This is a genomic window from Streptomyces sp. NPDC088147, assembly GCF_044741565.1.
GTDB lineage: Bacteria > Actinomycetota > Actinomycetes > Streptomycetales > Streptomycetaceae > Streptomyces.
Window position 1 is genome coordinate 416,448 of the sequence record NZ_JBIUSY010000006.1, and the last position, 19,704, is coordinate 436,151.

Here is a 19,704-nt window from a genome sequence, read left to right on the forward strand (position 1 = left end):
GGTGCCGGGGCCTGGGCCTGGGCCTGGGCCTGGGCCTGGGCCCGCCGACGATCCTCGTACGCCGCCACGGGCGGTTCTCCCGGCATGCGGAGAGGGATTCCGGGCCGGTCATTGAACCGTTGATAAGTAGGATGAGTGAAGGCGTCGCCGGAGCCGGAGAAGTCGCGGCCCGGTGCCGTCATGATCCGCGGGCAGGGATCCACGGTCAGGGAGGAGTCGCCGATGCTGTTCCGGCAGCTGGAGTATTTCGTCGCCGTGGCCAGGGAGAGGCACTTCGCGCGGGCCGCGGAGTCCTGCTACGTGTCACAGCCGGCGCTCTCGGCGGCGATCGCCAAGCTGGAGCGGGAACTGAACGTCACGCTGATCAACCGGGGGCACAACTACGAGGGCCTCACCCCGGAAGGCGAACGGCTCGTCGTGTGGGCCAAGCGGATCCTCGCCGAGCAGGACGCGTTCAAGGCCGAGGTGGCCGCCGTACAGTCGGGTATCACCGGCACGCTGCGGCTGGGTACGGAACCCACGGCGTCGACGACCCTGTCACTGCCCGTGGCCGCCTTCTGCGGGGCGCACCCGCTGGCGAAGGTGCAGGTACGCTCCCGGCTGTCGGCGAAGACACTGCTCCGCCAGCTGCGCGAATTCGAACTGGACGCCGCGATCTCGCACTTCGCCCCGGAGGACGGGGAGAGCCTTCAGGTCGTGCCGCTGTACCAGGAGCGGTACGTACTGCTCGCGTCGGGGGATCAGCTGATGCCCCAGACCCACACCATGACCTGGGCGGAGGCGGCGCAGCTGCCGCTCGCGCTGCTGACACCCGACATGAGGATCCGTCAGCTCATCGACAGTGTGTTCGCGGAGAGCGGGGTCGTGGTGACCCCGCAGGTGGAGACGGACTCGGTCGCCTCGCTGTACGCGCATGTGGGCGTCGGTGAGTGGGCGAGCATCGTGCCGCACACCTGGCTGCGCGCGATGCCGGTGATCGGCAGGACACGGGCCGTGCGTCTGGTCGCGCCGGACGCCAGGGCGCAGGTCTCGGTCGCGATCCACGCGGCGACGCCCGGTTCGATCGCCGCGCGGGCGTTCGTGAACGCGGCGACGGGCCTGTCGCTGGACGCGTTCTTCGACCAGCCGCTGCCGACCGAGCCCGAGCACCACGTCCGATAGCCCGAGCACCACCTCCGACAGGACGGGCATCACCTCCGACGGGACGGGCATCACGTCCGACGGGACGCGGGCCGGGCCGTGTCCGGCAGATCCGGGAGCCGGGCCCCGCGCCGTCAGTGCGCGTACCGGCCCGCCACCGCCCGCCGGTCGAGCCCGCCCTTGGCGGTGTGCGGGAGCGCGGCCACGACATCGAGCCGGTCCGGTACCTCCACGGCGGACAGCCGGTTGCGGCAGTACCTCAGGATCTGCTCGGACCCGAGGTTCTCGCCCTCGCGTACGACCACGGCGGCGCCGACCCGCTGCCCGTAGTGCGCGTCGGGGATCGGGAAGACGGCCGCCTCGGCGACACCGGGGCAGCCGGCGAGGACGTCCTCGACGTGCTCGGAGGAGATCTTCTCGCCGCCGCGGTTGATGAGGTTCTTGAGGTGCCCGGTGAGGAACAGATAGCCGTCCTCGTCCAGGCTGCCCAGGTCACCGGTGCGGAACCACCCGTCGGTGAAGCCGCGCGCCGTCTCGGCCGGGTCGCCGAGATAGCCGCGGGCGACGGTGGGGCCGTGCACCCACACCTCGCCCTGGGTGCCGGACGGACACGTCCGTCCCTGCGGGTCGACGACGCGGAGCCGCACTCCGGTCGACGGGCCGACGGAGCCCTGCTTCAGGTATCCCTGTTCCGGCAGCGGCTCGCTGGTCGCCTGGTGGGTGGACTCGGTCATGCCGTACGCGGACAGCAGCGGCGCGCCGAACGTACGCTCCAGCGCCCGCTGCGTGGCCGTGTTCAGGGGCGCGCTGCAACTGCGTACGAACTTCAGGGGCGCGGCCCGCGGGCCCGGGTACTCGGCCGCCGACCGGTCGAGGAGGATCTCGTGGATGGCCGGCACCGCGGTGAACCAGCTGGCGGACACGGCCCGTACGTCGTCCCAGAACGTGTGCGCCGTGAAGCGTCCCCGTTCGGGCAGCAGGACGCAGCCGCCGCTGGCGAGGGTGGCGAGGAGCGCGGCGAAGAGCCCGTGGCCGTGGAAGAAGGGCATCACGGCGACCGTCGCGTCGCCGGGGCCCAGCCCGTAGGTGGCACAGATGTCCCGTACGGACGCGGTCACGTTGGCGTGGGTCAGCGGGACCATCTTGGGCTGCCCGGTGGTGCCCGCGGTGAACAGCACGAGGGCGTCGCGGTCGGAGAGTTCGGGTGCCGCGCCCCGCGCGGGCGGCATCGCGCCCGCGCCGGTGTCGAGTGTGGCGGTCGCCGTCCCGGCGTGGGAGATGTCCACGCGCAGGGGCCAGACGGGGACCCCGGTCACGGCGGCGGGCCCGGTGTCCGCGGCGACCGGTCCGAGGAGGACCGCCCGCGCCCCCAGCGCGTCGAAACCGTCGGTCAGTTGTGCCGGGGGCAGTGCGGGGTCGACCGGGGCGACCACCAGTCCGGCCCGTGCGGCGCCGAGCAGCGCGACGACGAACTCGGCGGTGTTGGCGGAGACGAGGCCGACCACGTCACCGCGGCGCAGCCCCGCGCGGCCGAGCCGGACGGCGATGTCGCCGGCCAGGGCGGCGAGACCGCCGTAGGACAGCGGTACGCGGTCCCCGCTGACGACGAGCGCCCGGGAGCGGGGGCGGTCGCGCGCGTGCCGGTCGAGGAGATCGGTGAGGCCGGTGAGCGCCGGCGGCCGGTACGGGCCCGCGTCGCGCACCGATGCCTCGGTCGGAACGGCCATGTGCACACCTCCTCGCACCAGGTCCGATGAAGCTGTCGTCTGCGAGCTTGCGCGGGCGGGCGGCGGGCGTCCAATACCCGCTGGTGAACAGCCGATAGCGAGGATCTATCAAGGCGTTCGAGGGGGCTGTCGGCACGGGTCTGACCTGCGACGATCCTTGATCGATAAATGCTGTTTATCGGCTGGTCGCCGATAGGTCTTGGACGTGTGGATGCGTGCTGCCGAAGGTGGGACGAGAAGCCGATCAGGCATGACTGCCCAAGGAGGACCTCGGACCATGACCGCCCCTTCCGCACAGGAGAACGCGGCGACCGCCGACGCTCAGGCCGAGCTCACCGACGGGTATCACCTGGTCGTCGACGCGCTCAAGCTGAACGACGTGGACACCATCTACGGTTTGGTCGGCATCCCGATCACCGATCTGGCCCGCCTCGCGCAAGCGCAGGGCATCCGCTACATCGGCTTCCGTCACGAGAGCAACGCCGGCCACGCGGCGGCGGCGGCCGGGTACCTCACGAAGCGGCCGGGCGTGGCGCTGACCGTGTCCGCGCCGGGCTTCCTCAACGGGCTGGTCGCCCTCGCGAACGCCACCACGAACTGTTTCCCGATGGTGCAGATCTCGGGTTCGAGCGAGCGCCACCTCGTGGACCTGAAGCAGGGCGACTACGAGGAGATGGACCAGCTCGCCGCCGCGCAGCCGTTCGTCAAGGCCGCGTACCGCGTGAGCCGGGTGGAGGACATCGGCCGCGGTATCGCCCGCGCGCTGCGCACCGCCATCTCCGGCCGCCCCGGCGGCGTGTACCTCGACATCCCGGCCGCGGTGCTCGGCTCCATCATGGACAAGGAGAAGGGCGCGAAGACGCTGAGCCGTCTCGTCGACCCGGCGCCGCGCCAGCTGCCCGCGCCCGAGGCGGTGGACCGCGCGGTCGAGATCCTGGCGGGTGCGCAGCGGCCCCTGGTGGTGCTGGGCAAGGGCGCCGCGTACGCGCAGGCGGACGAGAAGATCCGGGACTTCATCGAGTCCACCGGCATTCCGTACGTACCGATGTCGATGGCGAAGGGCCTGCTGCCCGACAACCACCCGCAGTCCGCCGCCACCGCCCGTTCGCTGGCGCTGAAGAAGGCCGATGTCGTCGTGCTTCTCGGCGCGCGGCTGAACTGGCTGCTCAACCACGGCGAGGCTCCGCAGTGGAACCCCGACGCGAAGTTCATCCAGGTGGACATCGAGCCCAAGGAGCTGGACAGCAACCAGCCCATCTCCGCCCCGCTCGTCGGAGACATCGAGTCGGTGCTCGACGCGCTCGCCGAGCGGACGAAGCCCGGCCAGATCACGGCCCCCGCCGCCTGGCGCGAGGAGCTGGGGGCGCGGTCGGCGACGAACGTCGCCAAGATGGCGGAGCGGCTCAAGGCCGACCCGCACCCGATGCAGTTCATGGGCGCGCTGAAGGCCGTACGTGACGTCCTGCACCAGAACCCGGAGGCCTACCTCGTCAACGAGGGCGCCAACGCGCTGGACATCGCCCGCAATGTGATCGACATGCATGTGCCGCGCCACCGTCTCGACAGCGGGACGTGGGGCGTCATGGGCATCGGCATGGGGTACGCGATCGCCGCCGCCGTCGAGAGCGGTCAGCCGGTGGTGGCCGTGGAGGGCGACAGCGCCTTCGGGTTCAGCGGCATGGAGCTGGAGACGATCTGCCGCTACAAGCTGCCGGTCGTCACCGTCATCATGAACAACGGCGGCGTCTACCGCGGCGACGACGTCAACCCGCTGGAGAACGACCCGTCGCCGACGACCCTGATGCTCCAGGCGCGCCACGACAAGATGATCGAGGCGTTCGGCGGCAAGGGCTACCGCGCGACCACGCCCGCCGAGGTCACCGCGGCCCTCACCGAGGCGCTGGCCTCGGGCGGCCCGGCGCTCATCGACTGCGCGATCGACCCGTCGGCCGGCACCGAGAGCGGTCACATCGCGCATCTCAACCCGAAGGGCATCACCGTCGGCAACATCACGCCGGCGAAGAAGTGAGCGACCGGCTCACCGCACTCCCCCGCACACCACACCCTCCGTACCGAGATCATTCACGAGAAGGAAGCCACCATGAGTGACAAGCCGCTCGCCGGAATCAAGGTGATCGACTTCACCGGGGTCCAGGCCGGTCCCGCGTGTACCCAGATGCTCGCCTGGTTCGGCGCCGACGTCATCAAGGTCGAGCGCCCCCAGGGCGGCGACGTGACCCGCAATCAGCTGCGGGACATCCCCGACCTCGACGCCCTGTACTTCACCATGCTGAACAGCAACAAGCGCTCGCTGGCCATCAACACCAAGACCCCCGAGGGCAAGGAGGTCATGGAGAAGCTGATCCGCGAGTCGGACATCCTGGTCGAGAACTTCGCGCCGGGCGCGATGGACCGTATGGGTCTCAGCTGGGAGCACATCCACGAGCTGAACCCGCGTCTGATCTTCGGCTCGGTCAAGGGCTTCAACGACGACTCGTCGTGGAACGACCTGAAGGTCTACGAGAACGTCGCGCAGGCGGCCGGTGGCGCCGCGTCCACCACGGGGTTCTGGGACGGCCCGCCGACCATCAGCGGTTCGGCCCTCGGTGACAGCAACACCGGTATGCACCTGATGATCGGCCTGCTGACCGCGATCATCCAGCGCAATGCGACCGGTCTGGGGCAGAAGGTCTCGGTGTCCATGCAGGACGCCGTACTCAACCTGACCCGGGTCAAGCTCCGTGACCAGCAGCGCCTGGAGAAGGTCGGCTACCTGGAGGAGTACCCCCAGTACCCGCACAGCGAGTTCGGCGACGCGGTGCCGCGTGGCGGCAACGCCGGCGGCGGCGGTCAGCCGGGCTGGATCCTGAAGTGCAAGGGCTGGGAGACCGACCCCAACGCCTACATCTACTTCACGATCCAGGAGCAGAACTGGAAGCGCACCGCCGAGGCCATCGGCCACCCCGAGTGGGTCGAGGACCCGGACTATACGAGCGCCCGTGCCCGCCAGCCGCGCATCATGGAGATCTTCGGCGAGATCGAGAAGTGGCTGGCCGACAAGACCAAGTACGAGGCGGTCGACATCCTGCGCGAGTGGGAGGTGCCCTGCGCCCCCGTGCTCAGCATGAAGGAGCTGGCCGAGGACCCCGACATGCGCAAGAGCGGCACGATCGTCGAGGTCGAGCAGAAGGAGCGCGGCACGTACCTGACCGTCGGCAGCCCGGTCAAGTTCTCCGGCTTCAAGCCCGACATCAAGGGTGCGCCGCTGCTCGGCGAGCACACGGACGAGGTTCTCGCGGACCTCGGTTACGACGCGAACGACATCCGCAAGCTGCACGACGGCAACGTCGTCGTCTGACGTCGTCTGACGTCGGCCGACGCCGGCTGATCCGAACGGTCCGGGTGCCCCGCGTGCGATCCGCGCGCGGGGCACCCGTATGCGTTCAGCCGTTCAGGCCACTCAACCGCTCAGCCGCTCAGGCCGCTCAGCCGTTGAAGACCGTGAGGTCGTCGATGTACGCGTGGAAGCCGCCGGACGTCCCCTGGCGGTCGAAGCCCACCAGGATCTTGTCGATCGTCCTGCCCGCCAGCGCGGGACCGACATTGCTCTGGATCTTCGTCCAGGCGCCGACGCTACCCTTCGGCGCCGCCGGATGCATATCGGTGCCGCCCGTCGTGTTCGCGGCGCTGTCGCGCAGTGTGGAGCCGTCGGTCATCAGGAAGTCCACCGCGACGTTCCGTCCGCCCGCGTCCTTCGGCAGGAACTCGTACGACAGCTTCGTCGCCGCGGTCACCGGGATGTCGACGTCGAACGCCTGGAAGTACGCGTAGGCGTGCGCGGTCGTGGCGGTGCTGCCCTGGATCCGGAGCGCCGACTGCCCGAGCCGGTGGTCCTCACCGGTCACCACGCCGAGGACGGGTGAGCCGCTGCCGCCGGGGCCGGTCACGTTCGACGTACCGCCGGGCACCGGGGTGTTGGTCCAGGTCGGTGTGGCGTCCGTGTCCTTCTCCACACTGGTACGGAAGAAGGTGGGGCCGGTCGTCAGCGGGATCGGTACCTGCGTGACCAGCGGGTCCTGGCCCGTGATCATGCGGGTCGCCTTCCCGGCGAGCCGCAGGTAGAAGTCCGACGACACGTACATCCCGTCGGAACTGGTCGTCTGGAAGTACTGGTTGGCCGGGATCATCGAGGAGTCCTCGGCGGCGGGCGCGATCGCGGTGCCCTCGTCGTACTCGTCGAACATGGCGATGAACGCCTGCGGGACCCCGGCCTTGCGGACGTTGGCGGCCTGCTGCCAGAGGTAGTCGCCGTTCCTGCGCGGGATCTGGTTGCGGGGGCCGTCCTTCCAGTTGGACCAGGCGAAGCCGGGATAGATGACGGGCTGGTAGTCCTGGCCGGTCGCGTTGAGCGCGTCGCGGTCGGCCGTCAGCTGGGGAGTGGTGTCGGCCGTGCTGCCGACCATCCAGGGCGAGAGCATGTCGAACGCCCGGTAGACCGGGCCGAATCCGGGCTTGGCGTCCGCGTCGGTGCGCCAGCCGCGCGGCACGCCGCCGATGACGTACAGGCCCTGGTCCTTGAACCAGTTCACGATGCGCTCGGCCTGTGCGGCGGTGCCCGGCCGGTTGAGGAAGCCGAAGCCCCACAGCTCGACGACGGGCCTGCCGCCCTCCTTGGCGTAGGCCGGGGAGTCGGTGAGGCGGAGCGAACCGGTGATGACGTCGGTCCAGTCGCGCGTGAGGACCTGCTCGACGTTGGCGTCGGTCAGTCCGCTGACGTCGTACTCGACGTAGAAGCCCCGGCCGTACTTCTCCGCGGCGTCACGGGCCTTGGCGGCGATGGAGTTGCGGTTCACCGCTCCCGGCGCGGCGGGAGCGGCGATGTCGCTGCCGAAACGCTGGAGAGCGGCGCCGTCGATGCCGTACTGCCGCATCCAGCTGAAGTGCTGGTCGACGACGGCGGTCGGATAGGACGAGAAGAGTGTGGGGCTCTGTCCATTGCCGAGCGGCGCGTACCCCGTGGTGTGGCGGGCCGAGGCCGGGTACGCGCTCATGTCGGGATAGAGCTCGAAGGACTGATTGCCCGGCGAGGGCTGTGAACCGGCCCAGTGCCGCCACGCGTTGAGCGGCGAGCCGTCACCGGGCGCGTTGAACCAGCCCTGGTAGCCGGCGTACACCCGGTTCTTCACGGTCGGGTTCGCGGCGGCGTGCGCCGTGGGGGTCAGGGCGGTCGCCGACCACCACAGGCCCGCTGTCAGGAGGGAGAGGACGAGGGTCAGTCTCAGGACGAGATTTCGGCGTCTGTGCATGAGGCACCCTTGGGTTGGGGGGAGTCGTCCATGTAAATCCATTGGATTGCCATACGTCAATGACTCCGACCCCGGCGCGAGGTGACGCGCTCCCCCGGCTCAGGCGTGAGGTGACGCTCCGCGCGCCGAACGGCCGCGCGGGCTCAGACGGGGGGTGAAGGCGGAGTGGAACACACTGGACGCGGCGCCGACCTCCGCTGCCTGGTTCGGGCGTGACTGGGCGACATGCACATCGCGTACGCGCCGCGCGACCGGGAAGCGGTTCACGGCGGCGGAGATCTGGCCGAGATAGAGGTCGGCGACGGACGGCAGGACGGCCGGTCCGCCCACGACGAGCAGCTCCACGTCGAGGAGGTCGATGATGCCGACCGCTCCCAGGGCGACCGTCCTGGCCACGTTCTCCAGCACCGTGACGGCCCGGTCGTCACCGCGCGCCGCCGCTTCGCAGACCCAGTCGTACGCGCCGTCGCCCTGCGGCACCACCAGGCCCGCTTCCCTGGCCTGGTCGACGACCGCCGAGATCGGGGCGCATTCCGCGACCATGCGGGGGCCGCCCTCGTCGGTGAGCAACCCGGTTCTGATGGCGCAGAGTTCGCCCATCTCGCCCGCGTTGCCCGTCGTGCCGCGGTACACGTCGCCGTTGAGGAAGGCACCGCTGCCCGCGCCGGCGCCGAGGTAGAGGTAGACGAAGTCCCCGGCGCGGTCGGCCGCGCCCAGCCAGCGTTCGCCGATCGCCGCGGCGGTGGCGTCCTTCTCCACGATCACCGCCGTGCCCAGCCGCTCGATCAGCTCCGCCTTGAGCTCCACCTGTTCCCAGCCGTCGAAGAGCGGCGGGTCGAGGACGATCCCGGCGCGCGCGTCGACCGGGCCCGGCACGGCGACCCCGACCCCGAGCAGGGCCTCCGACGCCTGACGGGCCACCGCCGCGGACTCCAGGGCCAGCCGCGTCATGTGCTCCAGGCACCAGCCGGGGTCGCGCCGTTCGAACAGGTGCATCTGCCGGCGGTCGAGGATGCCGCCGCACAGGTCGACGGCCACCACGCTGATCATCTCGGGGTCGAGATGGACCCCGATGGCGGACGCGGCGTCGGGGCGCAGCCGGAGCGGCACCCTCGGTTTGCCGGCGCCCGCGGACTGCCGTCCGTCCTCGGCGAGCAGCCCGGCGGTCAGCAGATTGCGGGTGATACGGGACACCGCCTGGGGCGTGAGTCCGGTCTGCTCGGCGATCTCGACCCGGCTGAGCGCCCCGGCCTCGCGGATGCTCTCGATCACCAGCTTCTCGTTGTACGAGCCGAGCGCGAGCTGGTTGAAGGCGCGGGGGACGGGGCGTGGCGGGGTCCGCCCCGCGCGGGTCTCCGACCGCTGCCAGCTGAAGGCGGCGTCGCCCGGCGCGTCCGCGTACGCCCGCGCGGCCTCGGTCAGCGCGTGCAGGACCGGTCTGAACCGGCCGGGGAACTGGGCGAGTTCGGCGAGCGCGACCGTACAGGCGGTGGCGGACCAGCTCATGGTGGAGTCGGCCCGGTGCCAGATGGCCTCGGGCGGAGCGTCGTGGTCCGGGTGCCCGTCCGGGGTCGCGCGGTCCGCCGCTTCGTCGCCCCAGGCGATGATGTGCAGCGTGCGGCGGGGGTGACGGGCGGCGGCGGTGGCGATCAGGGCGCCGGGGCCCGGGTCACGGGGCAGGGGGACGCCGCCCGGGGAAACCGTGTGGGCGTGGGCACCGGTCGTGGACGGCGGCCCGGCCCGGGGCGGTTCGGTGTCCCGTACGCGGTCGAGTTGCGCGGCGAGGGCGGCGTGGCGCGCGCGTCGCTCGTCGGCGTCGGTGGCCCGGCCGCGCTGTCCCTCGGACGCGGGGGCCTCGCCGATGACCAGGACCGCCCTGTCGGCTCTCGCCCACACACCGAGCAGTTCGGCCCGTGCGCAGGGCAGGGCGGGATCGGCGGGCACGGTCGGCAGGCTGCCTTCGCCAGGACCCACCTGCCACCGGCGCCATACCCCGGTCAGTGTGGTGTGCGAGACGCCGAGGCGGTCCGCGAGTGCGCGGGCCGACCAGGTACGGGCCGGGGCGGGGGGTCCCGCGAGTGTCGCGGCGACGACATCGGCCTCGTCGACCTGGGGCGGACGGCCGCTGCGCGGGCGGTGCTCCAGACCCGCCAGCCCCTGGGCGGCGTACCGCTTGCGCCATGTGGTCACCGTGGGGCGGGAGATGCCGAGGGACCGCGCGCTGCCGGAGACGCTGAGACCCGCCTCGGCGTCCAGCACGATACGGGCGCGGACGGACCGCTCGGGACCGCCGCGCGCCCAGACCCGCAGGGCCTCGCGGTCCCGGTCGCTGAGCACCGGCTTGCTGGTCTCGTCCATGTCACGCATGGCAGACATCCAAACACCCGCCGCCACAACTGCAAAAGTACTAAGTTGCCAATTTCTGGAGCCCATGGAGAGCGTCCCGGGGCACCCCGTGCGCCGAGAAGCCGCAGCCAGAGGGCCAAAAAGAAACCGCTTCCTGCTGGTTGAGCTGCACCGTAAGAACGATCACCGTGGCCCGGCGCGGCAGATTTTTACGCGCACGAAGCATTGACGTAAGACAAACCAATGGATTGTCATGGTCGGCACGTCGCTCAACCCACCCCTGCGAAGGGCAGTCCATGTCCACACGGTCCGCACGTCGCGACCGGTCGCTGTTCTGGTTCACGGTGCCCGGCATCCTCGTGGTCCTGCTGTTCCACTATGTGCCGCTGCTCGGCAATGTGATCGCGTTCCAGGACTACCAGCCGTTCATCGGGATCTGGCACAGCACCTGGACGGGGCTGGACAACTTCCGCGTCCTGGTCAACGGCGACGCCGCGTTCCTCCACGCACTGAACAACACCGTGCAACTGCTGCTGATCCAGGTGGTGTTCGTCTTCCCCGCGCCCATCCTGCTCGCGCTGGCGCTGAACAGCCTGGTGAGCGAGCGGGTCAAGAAGGCCGTGCAGAACATCCTGTATCTGCCGCACTTCCTGTCGTGGGTGGTCGTCGTCGCCGTGTTCCAGCAGATGCTCGGCAACGGCGGGCTGCTCAATGTCTTCCTGCGCGCCCAGGAAATGGGCACCTGGAACATCATCGGCGACCCCGAGCTGTTCAAGACGCTGCTCACGTCCCAGGTGATCTGGAAGGACACCGGCTGGGGCACGATCCTGTTCCTCGCGGCGCTCTCCCGCGTCGACAACAACCTCTACGAGGCGGCGGCGGTCGACGGCGCGGGCCGCTGGCGCCAGACCTGGCACGTCACCCTGCCCGCGCTGCGCGGGCTCGTGGTCCTGCTGCTCATCCTCCGGCTCGGTGACGCGCTCAGCGTCGGCTTCGAGCAGATCATCCTCCAGCAGACAGGGGTGGGGCTCGAATCCAGCGAGGTCCTCGACACCTACGTCTACAACAACGGTCTGCTGGCGGGCCAGTGGGGCGTGTCGGCCGCTGTGGGCCTGGTCAAGGGCATGGTCGGGGTGGTCCTCGTACTCGGCGCGAACCGGCTCGCCCACTTCTTCGGCGAGGAAGGGATCTACCGCAAATGAACGCCGCACAGACCGCCACCACCGACCGGACCACGGCCACCGGCCGGGCCGCCGCCACCACCGCTCCGAAGGCCCCGCGCCGCGGACGTACCGACAGCGCGATCCCCGGTCAGACCCCCGCCTCGCCACCCTGGCGTGCCGTCAAATCGCTGCTGCTGCTGATCTGTTGTCTGCTGGTCGCCGTCCCGTTCTTCTCCATCGTCGCGACCTCGCTCGCCGGCACCCAGCAGGTCAATGAGGCGGGCGGGTTCGTGCTGTGGCCCGACCATCCCACCGTCGACGCCTACCGCGCCATCCTCCAGGGCGGCCTGGTGTCACGGGCCCTGCTGGTGAGCGTCGGTGTCACGGCGGTCGGTACGGCGCTGAGCCTGCTGTCCAGCGTCACCCTCGCCTACGGGCTGAGCCGGCCGGGCTCCTTCGGCCACAAGCCGGTGCTGATGACCCTCCTGTTCTCGATGCTGTTCGCGCCGGGTGTGATCCCCAGCTATCTGCTGATCAAGCAGTTGCATCTGATCAACAGCTACTGGTCACTGATCCTGCCCACCATGGTCAGCGCGTTCAATGTGATCGTGCTGCGGTCGTTCTTCATGAGCATCCCCGGCGAACTCACCGATGCCGCCCGGATCGACGGCGCCAACGCGGCCCAGATCCTGCGCCGCGTCGTGGTGCCCCTGTCGCGTGCCGCGATCGCCGTGGTGGGGCTGTTCTACGCGGTGTCGTACTGGAACGCGTTCTTCAACGCGATGCTCTATATGAACGAGTCGGCGAAATGGCCCATGCAACTGGTCCTCAGAACCTATGTCGTCAACAACTCGGCGATCGGCGCCGGCCAGGCATCGGCCGCGGGCTCGGCGCTGCCGCCCTCGCAGGCGCTCCAGGCGGCGATCCTCGTGCTGTCCATCGTCCCCATCGTGATCGTCTATCCCTTCCTTCAGCGCCATCTGACGAAGGGCGTGATGATCGGCGCCGTCAAGGGCTGACCCGGCGGGCCGCTGTCGTACTCGGCCCTTGATGTCAACAGAGGAGAGGCCTGACATGGGCTCGTATCTCACGCGCAGACATCTGCTGCGCGGCTCGCTCGGCGCCGCCGCCGGGCTGGCCCTCGCCGGATGCGGCGACGGCGGGCCACCGCTCCCGCTCGCCGACAACGCGCGGGTCCGGCTGCCCGAGTACCTCCCGTACCGGGGCGTCGCCGCGCCCCTGGCCGGTACCACCGAGGGCGCGCTCAACGGCTACTTGCACTACCCGGAGCGTCCCGCCCGCGCCTTCCCGGACGGCCCGCCGGCCAAGGGCCCGGACGTCTCGGTCATGACACTGATCTTCAATCCCGTGCCGCCTCCGCCCGACCGCAACACCTACTGGCGGGCCCTCAACGACAGTCTGGGCACCGAGCTCTCGATGGAGATCGTCCCGGTCGTGGACTATCCCAACAAGTTCTCCGTGGTCATCGCGGGCGGTGACCTGCCCGACGCGATGGCGGTGCTGCCCTCCGCGACCCAGCGTCCCGCCATGTTCAACGCCCTCTTCCAGGACCTGACCGAGCATCTGTCCGGCCCGGCGATCCGTGAGTATCCGTACCTCGCCAACATCCCCTCCCAGTCGTGGCGCTGGACGGTCTACAACGGCGGCATCTACGGGCTGCCCATGCCACGCGCCAACACCGGCTCCGTCATGTACTACCGGGCCGACCGGGTCAAGGAGAAGTCACTCGATCCGAACCCGGGCAGCTTCGACGAGTTCAGGCGGCTGTGCGCGGATCTGTCCGAGCCACGTCACAGCCGCTACGCGCTGGGCGACCCGATGACCACGCTCTACTTCATGATGGAGATGCTGGGCGGCCCCAACAAATGGCGCGAGGAGCGGGGGCGCTTCACCTCCTGGCTGGAGACCGAGGAGATCAAGCAGGCCCTGGACGCCGTACGCCGGCTGACCCGTGACCAGTTGCTGCACCCCGACGCCTACACCGTCCTCGGCAAGTTCAAGGACTGGTTCGGCAGCGGCCAGATCGCGCTGCACTACGACGGCAACGCCGGCTGGAACGACTTCTACCGGCAGTACGCGCAGAACACGGAGGGCTTCGCGATCGACGGGATGCTCGCGCCCGGCTTCGACGGCGGGCCCGGCACCCACTGGGCCGGCGACTCCAGCTTCGCCACGCTCGTCTTCAAGAAGGCGCCACGCGCACGCATACGCCAACTGCTGCGCCTCTGCAACGCGTTGGCCGCGCCCTTCGGAACCGACGCGTACAAGCTGCGCAAGTACGGAGTCGAGGGCGTCAACCACACGCTCAAGGGCTCCGACCCGCTGCTCACCCCGACCGGGACCGTCGAGACATCCGTACCGACGATCTTCGTCACGGACGCCCCGCAGTCGCTGTACTTCCCCGAGCGTCCGGAGGTCGTCCCGCAGCAGCACGCGTTCCAGAAGCGTGCCGTGGACGTCCTGGTGAAGAACGCGGCCGAGGGTCTGTACTCCGAGACGGACGTGACCTCGAGCGGCGGCCTCCAGAAGCGGATCGACGACGCCCTCAAGGGCATCATGCAGGGCCGGGATCCGCTGTCGTCGTGGGACGACACACTGCGGACCTGGCGCCGCGAGGGCGGCGACCGGATGCGGGCCGAATACGAGAAGTACTGGGAGAGTCTCCACTGATGCCGCACTCCACACCCCCTGCGACCCCGCTCACCAGGGCGGACTGGGAGCGACTCGCCGACCGGCTCCTGCTGGCGGTCCGCCCGTACGCCTCGGAACGCCACGCGCTGATCGGACTGCCCGGTACGGCCAGTGTCAACGGCCCCTGGAGCGACGGTCTGGAGGGCTTCGCCCGTACCTTCCTGCTGGCCGCGTTCCGGCTGGCCGGCGCGCGCGGCCACGATCCGGACGGGCTCGCCGAGTGGTACGCGGCCGGGATCGTGGCGGGCGTCGACCCGGCGAGCGAGGAGCGCTGGCCCACCTTCGCCGAGTCCAACCAGGCCAAGGTGGAGGCGGCCTCGATCGCCATCGCCCTGCACGAGACCAGGCCATGGATCTGGGACCGCCTGCCGGACCGTACGCGGCATCAACTGCACGACTGGCTGGGCCACATGGTCGGGAACACGATGCCGGGGAACAACTGGATCTGGTTCCAGGCCATCACCGAGGCCTTCGCCCGCACCACGGGCGGCGCCTGGCGGGCCGGCGATCTGACGCGGACCATCGAACTCACCGAGGACTGGTACACGGGCGACGGCTGGTACTCCGACGGGCTCTCCGGCGGCGCACACCGCAACTACGACCATTACAACGGCTGGGCCATGCACTTCTATCCGCTCTGGTTCTGCCGCATCCTCGGGGACGGGGCGCCGGACGGACTCCTCGACCGCTACCGGACCCGGCTGCGCCGCTTCCTGGACGATGCCCGGCACCTGGTGGGCGGCAACGGCTCGCCGCTGATCCAGGGCCGCTCGCTGACGTACCGCTTCGCGGCGCTGGCGCCGGTGTGGACCGGCGCGCTCTTCGACGCGACGCCGCTGCCGCCCGGCCAGACACGCCGGCTGGCGGGCCGGATGCTGGACCACTTCACCCGTCACGGCGCCGTCGACGAGCGGGGGCTGCTCACACTGGGCTGGCACCGGCCGTTCCGGCCCGTCCTTCAGGTGTACTCGGGACCCGCGTCTCCGTACTGGGCCAGCAAGGGGTTCGCGGGCCTGCTGCTGCCGGACGGCCATCCGGTGTGGAGCGCCGACGAGAGTCCGCTGCCCGTCGAGTCCGGCGACTTCGCCCTCGCCCTGCGCGCACCCGGCTGGCTGGTGTCCGGAACCCGCGCCGACGGTGTCGTGCGTGTCGTCAACCACGGCAGCGACCACGCCGATCCGGCCCGGCCGCACTCCGACGACCCGCTGTACGCGCGGATCGCCTTCTCGACGCATGCCGCGCCCGAGACGCCGTCGGATCCGCGCGGCGGGCCGGTGGATTCGTCGGTCGTGCTGCTCGGCGCGGACGGACGGGCCAGCCACCGGCGGCCCCTGGAGCGCGTCACGGTCGAGGGCCGCGTCGCGGTGTCACGGAGCCGCGCGCACTGGCCGGAGGACGAGCGCTGGGACTGCTTCGGCGGCCCGGACACGGCGTACCGCCCGGGGCCGTGGATCACCGTGGCGTCCGTCCTGCGCGGCACGGTGGAAGTCCGGCTGGTGCGGGTGGACCCGGCGCCCGGGGGCGACCCCGGTCCATGGCGGCTGCGGCTGGGGGGATGGGCCGTGGGCACGGGCGATGTGTACCCGCGCAGCGGTCTGGTCCCGCTGCCCGTCCTCGACGAGAACGCCGAGTCCGGCTCCGGGTCCGGGTCCAAGTCCGGGACCGGGTCGGTCCTCGAATCCCCGTCCGGCTTCGACGAGACCGACGTGCACCACGGAACCGATACCAACGCCCTCACGACCACATCCGCGACACCCACACTCTCCACCTCAGGCGATGTGGTCTTCGCACGGCCGTACGCCGCGGCCGTCCACCTCGGGGGCTCGGCTCTGTCCGAGGAGCGGATACCGCGGGTCCGCCTCCGCCCCCGGAGCACGGACGCCGCCCACGCCGCTGAAGCCACCGACGCCACCGACGCCACCGACGCCACCGACGCCACCGACACGACGGACGCGCACGCCATCGTGGTGGACGTCCTGTGGCCCGATGGACAGCTCGACACCGTTCGCCTCCCCGCTCCTCCCGCCTCCGCACCCGTTCCCGCACCGCCGTCCACCGAGAAGGAACCCTCGTCCCATGCATGACGACCGCGTATCCACCGAGGACCGGATCGCCAAGTTCGCGGCGGAGCGTCTGGCGCCCGCCCTCTACGGCCCGTCGCTCCCCCTGGAGCTGTCCGCCTGGCGGGTGCCGGGCGAGCCCGTTCCCGTCGCCGAGGCCCTGACCGCCGAGTACGAGCCCTTCAGCGTGGGCGAGGGGTGGGGCGGCCCGTGGGCGACCACCTGGCTGCGCGCCCGTGCCCGTATCCCCGCCGCCTGGGCGGGCCGCCGGGTGGAGGCCGTCTTCGACCTGGATTTCGATCTGACGAAGGGACCGGGCGGACAGGCGGAGGGCTTCGTGCACGACGCGTCCGGCACTCCGGTCCAGGGTCTGCACCCCTACAACAGGTCGGTGCTGCTCACCGGTTCGGCGAACGGCGAGGAGCCGGTGGATCTGCTGATCGAGCTGGCCGCCAACCCGCCGATCAGCGGCAGCCGCGGCATCGGCACCCACTACGGCTCGAAGGAGACCGCGGGCACCGACACGCTCTACCGGCTGCTCGCCGCCGGGATCGCCGTCCGCGAGGAGGACGTGTGGCATCTCCTGCACGACATCGAGGTGCTGGACGAGCTGATGCGCGAGCTGCCGGCCGACTCGTCGCGCCGTCACGAGATCCTGCGCGCCCTGGACCGCGCCGTCGACGCCGTCGACCCCTGGGACGTCGCCGCCACGGCCGCCGCCGGACGCGCCGCGCTCTCCGAGGTGCTGGCCCGGCCCGCGCACGCCTCCGCGCACACCATCAGCGCCGTCGGCCACGCCCATATCGACTCCGCCTGGCTGTGGCCGCTGCGCGAGACCGTCCGCAAGTGCGCCCGTACCTTCACCAACATCACCACCCTGGCCGAGGAGTACCCGGAGCTGGTCTTCGCCTGCTCCTCCGCGCAGCAGTACGCGTGGATGAGGGAACAGCGCCCCGAGATCTTCGAGCGGATCAGGAAGGCGGTGGGCGACGGCACCTTCGTACCGGTCGGCGGCATGTGGGTGGAGGCCGACGGCAATCTCCCCGGCGGGGAGGCGCTGGCACGTCAACTCGTGTACGGGCGCAGGTTCTTCGCGGCGGAGTTCGGAATCGAGCAGGACGGGGTGTGGCTGCCGGACTCCTTCGGCTACACCGCCGCGTATCCGCAGCTGGCCCGCCTCGCCGGGGCGCGCTGGTTCCTGACGCAGAAGCTGTCGTGGAACGCGACCAACCGGCTGCCGCATCACACCTTCGACTGGGAAGGCATCGACGGGACCCGTATCCTCACCCACTTCCCGCCCGTCGACACGTACAACGCGGAGCTGACGGGGCGTGAACTCTCCCATGCCGAGCGAAATTTCGCCGAGAAGGGGGCGGCCAGCCGGTCGCTCGCGCCGTTCGGTTTCGGCGACGGCGGCGGCGGTCCGACCCGCGGCATGCTGGAGAAGGCCCGCCGGCTGCGGGATCTGGAGGGCTCGCCGAAGGTGGAGATCACCCGCCCGACGGACTTCTTCGAGACGGCCCGCACGGAGTATCCGCGACGGCCGGTCTGGCGCGGCGAGCTGTATCTGGAGACACACCGCGGTACGTACACCAGCCAGGCCCGCACCAAGCGGGGCAACCGGCGCTCCGAACAGCTGCTGCGCGAGGCCGAACTGTGGGCCGCGACGGCCGCCGTGCACGCGGGGGCACCCTATCCCTACGAGGAGTTGGAGGAGTTGTGGCAGCAGGTGCTGCTGCACCAGTTCCACGACATCCTGCCCGGGTCGTCCATCGCGTGGGTGCACCGGCAGGCGGAGGAGACATACGGCCTGATCCACGAGGGACTTGAGCGGATCATCGACGGCGCGTTGTCGGCGCTGACAGCGGCCGGGGACGACGGGAACGCCGACGAGCCGCACAGTGTGTTCAACGCGGGCCCGCACGCGCGGCACGAGGTGCTCGTCCTGCCGGCCGGCGTGCGCGCACCGCGCGACGCGCAGCCGTTGAGCGACGGGCGGTACGCCGTCGCCGTCACCGCGCCCGCCCTGGGCGCGGGCACCCTGGCCGACGAGGCACTCGCGCCCGTGACGGCCGAGGCGGTCGACGGGAGCGACGACGCGGGTACGGGAGACGGCGCGGGTACGGGAGACGACGCGGGCACGACAGACGATGGGAGTGACGGCGCGGGCGCGGCTGACGGTGCGGGATTCGTCCTCGACAACGGCCTGCTTCGCGTACGGATCGACGGCGCCGGGCTCGTCCGGTCCGTACGGGACCTGGCCGCCGCGCGCGAGACGCTCGCCCCGGACCAGCCGGGCAACCTGCTCCAGCTGCACCACGACGACCCCAACGTCTGGAGCGCCTGGAACATCGACCACCACTACCGCAACACGGTGCGCGATCTCGTCGAGGCCGACTCGGTCACGCTGACCGAGCGGGGCCCGCTGCTCGCGAGTGTCCGCGTGGAACGGTCCTTCGGCGGCTCGCGGATCACCCAGGACCTCCAACTGGCCGCCGGAAGCCGACGGTTGGTGGTGCACACCGATATCGACTGGCAGGAGCGCGACGCCGTGCTGAAGGCGGCCTGGCCGCTGGATGTGCACGCCGAGCACGAGAGCGCGGAGATCCAGTTCGGGCATGTGCGGCGGCCCACGCACGAGAACACCAGCTGGGACGCGGCCCGCTTCGAGGTGTGGAACCACCGATGGGTGCATGTCGGTGAGTACGGTTTCGGCGCGGCCGTCCTCAACGACTCGACGTACGGGCATGACGTACGCCGTCACACCCGGGAGGACGGCGGCACCACCACCACACTGCGGCTCAGTCTGCTGCGCGCGCCGCACAGCCCGGACCCGCAGGCCGACCGCGGCCGGCACTCCTTCACCTACGCGCTGGAGGCGGGCGCCGATATCGGCGCCGCCATCGCAGGGGGCTACGCGCTGCATCTGCCGCTGCGCCGACGCCCGGGTACGGCCACGGCCGCACCCCTGGTCACGGTCTCCGACCCGGCCGTGGTCGTGGAGGCGGTCAAGCTCGCCGACGACCGCTCCGGCGATGTCGTCGTACGGCTCTACGAATCCCGTGGCGGCGCCGCGACCACCACGCTCACCAGCGCTCGCGGGCTGCGGGCGGCCCATCTCGCGGACCTGTTGGAACAGGCCGAGTCCGAGCTGACGGTCACGGCGGACGGTCATGACGTCAGCCTTTCGCTGCGTCCGTTCCAGATCCTGACGGTACGGCTGAAGAGCTGACGCGGGGGCGGTGCGCAG

11 protein-coding genes are annotated in these 19,704 nt (G+C 70.7%); 8 read left to right on the forward strand and 3 right to left on the reverse strand.

All coding sequences use genetic code 11. The features are described from left to right. Positions 1 to 222 precede the first annotated feature (222 nt). Positions 223 to 1,161, forward strand: a complete 939-nt coding sequence (locus tag ACIOGX_RS22700; RefSeq protein WP_382515986.1) for a LysR family transcriptional regulator — start codon at positions 223 to 225, stop codon at positions 1,159 to 1,161. Between the two features lie 113 nt (positions 1,162 to 1,274). On the opposite strand, the gene ACIOGX_RS22705 is transcribed toward ACIOGX_RS22700, so the two are convergent. Beyond that, on the reverse strand, positions 1,275 to 2,867 hold the full coding sequence (locus ACIOGX_RS22705) for a FadD7 family fatty acid--CoA ligase (protein WP_401915634.1): 1,593 nt from the start codon (positions 2,865 to 2,867) through the stop codon (positions 1,275 to 1,277). Between the two features lie 277 nt (positions 2,868 to 3,144). Here ACIOGX_RS22705 and oxc point away from each other — a divergent pair, with 277 nt between their 5' ends. After that, the gene (gene oxc, locus ACIOGX_RS22710; protein ID WP_356507986.1) at positions 3,145 to 4,896 is read left to right on the forward strand and encodes an oxalyl-CoA decarboxylase; all 1,752 of its coding nucleotides are present in this window, start codon (positions 3,145 to 3,147) and stop codon (positions 4,894 to 4,896) included. 72 nt (positions 4,897 to 4,968) lie between these two features. Beyond that, positions 4,969 to 6,225: a formyl-CoA transferase gene (gene frc / locus ACIOGX_RS22715; protein WP_401915637.1), complete on the forward strand. Its 1,257-nt coding sequence runs from the start codon at positions 4,969 to 4,971 to the stop codon at positions 6,223 to 6,225. Between the two features lie 127 nt (positions 6,226 to 6,352). Here frc and ACIOGX_RS22720 read toward each other — a convergent pair whose 3' ends face one another. After that, a complete protein-coding gene (locus tag ACIOGX_RS22720) occupies positions 6,353 to 8,173 on the reverse strand; it encodes a glycoside hydrolase family 71/99-like protein (RefSeq protein ID WP_401915640.1) in 1,821 nt (606 codons plus the stop codon). Positions 8,174 to 8,272: 99 nt separating this feature from the next. Continuing rightward, complete coding sequence (locus ACIOGX_RS22725; RefSeq protein WP_401915642.1) at positions 8,273 to 10,549, reverse strand: ROK family protein; 2,277 nt, start codon at positions 10,547 to 10,549, stop codon at positions 8,273 to 8,275. A gap of 266 nt (positions 10,550 to 10,815) precedes the next feature. Here ACIOGX_RS22725 and ACIOGX_RS22730 point away from each other — a divergent pair, with 266 nt between their 5' ends. From ACIOGX_RS22730 to ACIOGX_RS22750, 5 genes are read left to right on the forward strand one after another with little or no spacing between them, the layout of a single operon-like run. Further along, positions 10,816 to 11,721: an ABC transporter permease subunit gene (locus ACIOGX_RS22730; RefSeq protein ID WP_356507992.1), complete on the forward strand. Its 906-nt coding sequence runs from the start codon at positions 10,816 to 10,818 to the stop codon at positions 11,719 to 11,721. Next, the gene (locus ACIOGX_RS22735) at positions 11,718 to 12,701 is read left to right on the forward strand and encodes a carbohydrate ABC transporter permease (RefSeq protein WP_401915644.1); all 984 of its coding nucleotides are present in this window, start codon (positions 11,718 to 11,720) and stop codon (positions 12,699 to 12,701) included. The genes ACIOGX_RS22730 and ACIOGX_RS22735 overlap by 4 nt, the downstream gene beginning before the upstream one ends. Before the next feature lie 55 nt (positions 12,702 to 12,756). After that, complete coding sequence (locus tag ACIOGX_RS22740) at positions 12,757 to 14,373, forward strand: extracellular solute-binding protein (RefSeq protein WP_401915646.1); 1,617 nt, start codon at positions 12,757 to 12,759, stop codon at positions 14,371 to 14,373. Next, positions 14,373 to 16,478: a DUF2264 domain-containing protein gene (locus ACIOGX_RS22745; protein ID WP_401915649.1), complete on the forward strand. Its 2,106-nt coding sequence runs from the start codon at positions 14,373 to 14,375 to the stop codon at positions 16,476 to 16,478. The genes ACIOGX_RS22740 and ACIOGX_RS22745 overlap by 1 nt, the downstream gene beginning before the upstream one ends. Beyond that, positions 16,471 to 19,686: an alpha-mannosidase gene (locus ACIOGX_RS22750; RefSeq protein WP_401915651.1), complete on the forward strand. Its 3,216-nt coding sequence runs from the start codon at positions 16,471 to 16,473 to the stop codon at positions 19,684 to 19,686. Before ACIOGX_RS22745 ends, ACIOGX_RS22750 begins: the two co-directional genes overlap by 8 nt. The last annotated feature ends 18 nt before the right edge of the window (positions 19,687 to 19,704 follow it).

Excerpts from the sequence above, each read along its gene's own strand:
- ACIOGX_RS22750 (WP_401915651.1), top strand. The coding sequence starts at position 16,471 with ATGCATGACGACCGCGTATCCACCGAGGACCGGATCGCCAAGTTCGCG.
- ACIOGX_RS22700 (WP_382515986.1), top strand. The coding sequence starts at position 223 with ATGCTGTTCCGGCAGCTGGAGTATTTCGTCGCCGTGGCCAGGGAGAGG.
- oxc (WP_356507986.1), top strand. The coding sequence starts at position 3,145 with ATGACCGCCCCTTCCGCACAGGAGAACGCGGCGACCGCCGACGCTCAG.
- ACIOGX_RS22705 (WP_401915634.1), bottom strand. The coding sequence starts at position 2,867 with ATGGCCGTTCCGACCGAGGCATCGGTGCGCGACGCGGGCCCGTACCGG.
- ACIOGX_RS22730 (WP_356507992.1), top strand. The coding sequence starts at position 10,816 with ATGTCCACACGGTCCGCACGTCGCGACCGGTCGCTGTTCTGGTTCACG.
- ACIOGX_RS22745 (WP_401915649.1), top strand. The coding sequence starts at position 14,373 with ATGCCGCACTCCACACCCCCTGCGACCCCGCTCACCAGGGCGGACTGG.
- ACIOGX_RS22720 (WP_401915640.1), bottom strand. The coding sequence starts at position 8,173 with ATGCACAGACGCCGAAATCTCGTCCTGAGACTGACCCTCGTCCTCTCC.
- frc (WP_401915637.1), top strand. The coding sequence starts at position 4,969 with ATGAGTGACAAGCCGCTCGCCGGAATCAAGGTGATCGACTTCACCGGG.
- ACIOGX_RS22735 (WP_401915644.1), top strand. The coding sequence starts at position 11,718 with ATGAACGCCGCACAGACCGCCACCACCGACCGGACCACGGCCACCGGC.
- ACIOGX_RS22740 (WP_401915646.1), top strand. The coding sequence starts at position 12,757 with ATGGGCTCGTATCTCACGCGCAGACATCTGCTGCGCGGCTCGCTCGGC.
- ACIOGX_RS22725 (WP_401915642.1), bottom strand. The coding sequence starts at position 10,549 with ATGTCTGCCATGCGTGACATGGACGAGACCAGCAAGCCGGTGCTCAGC.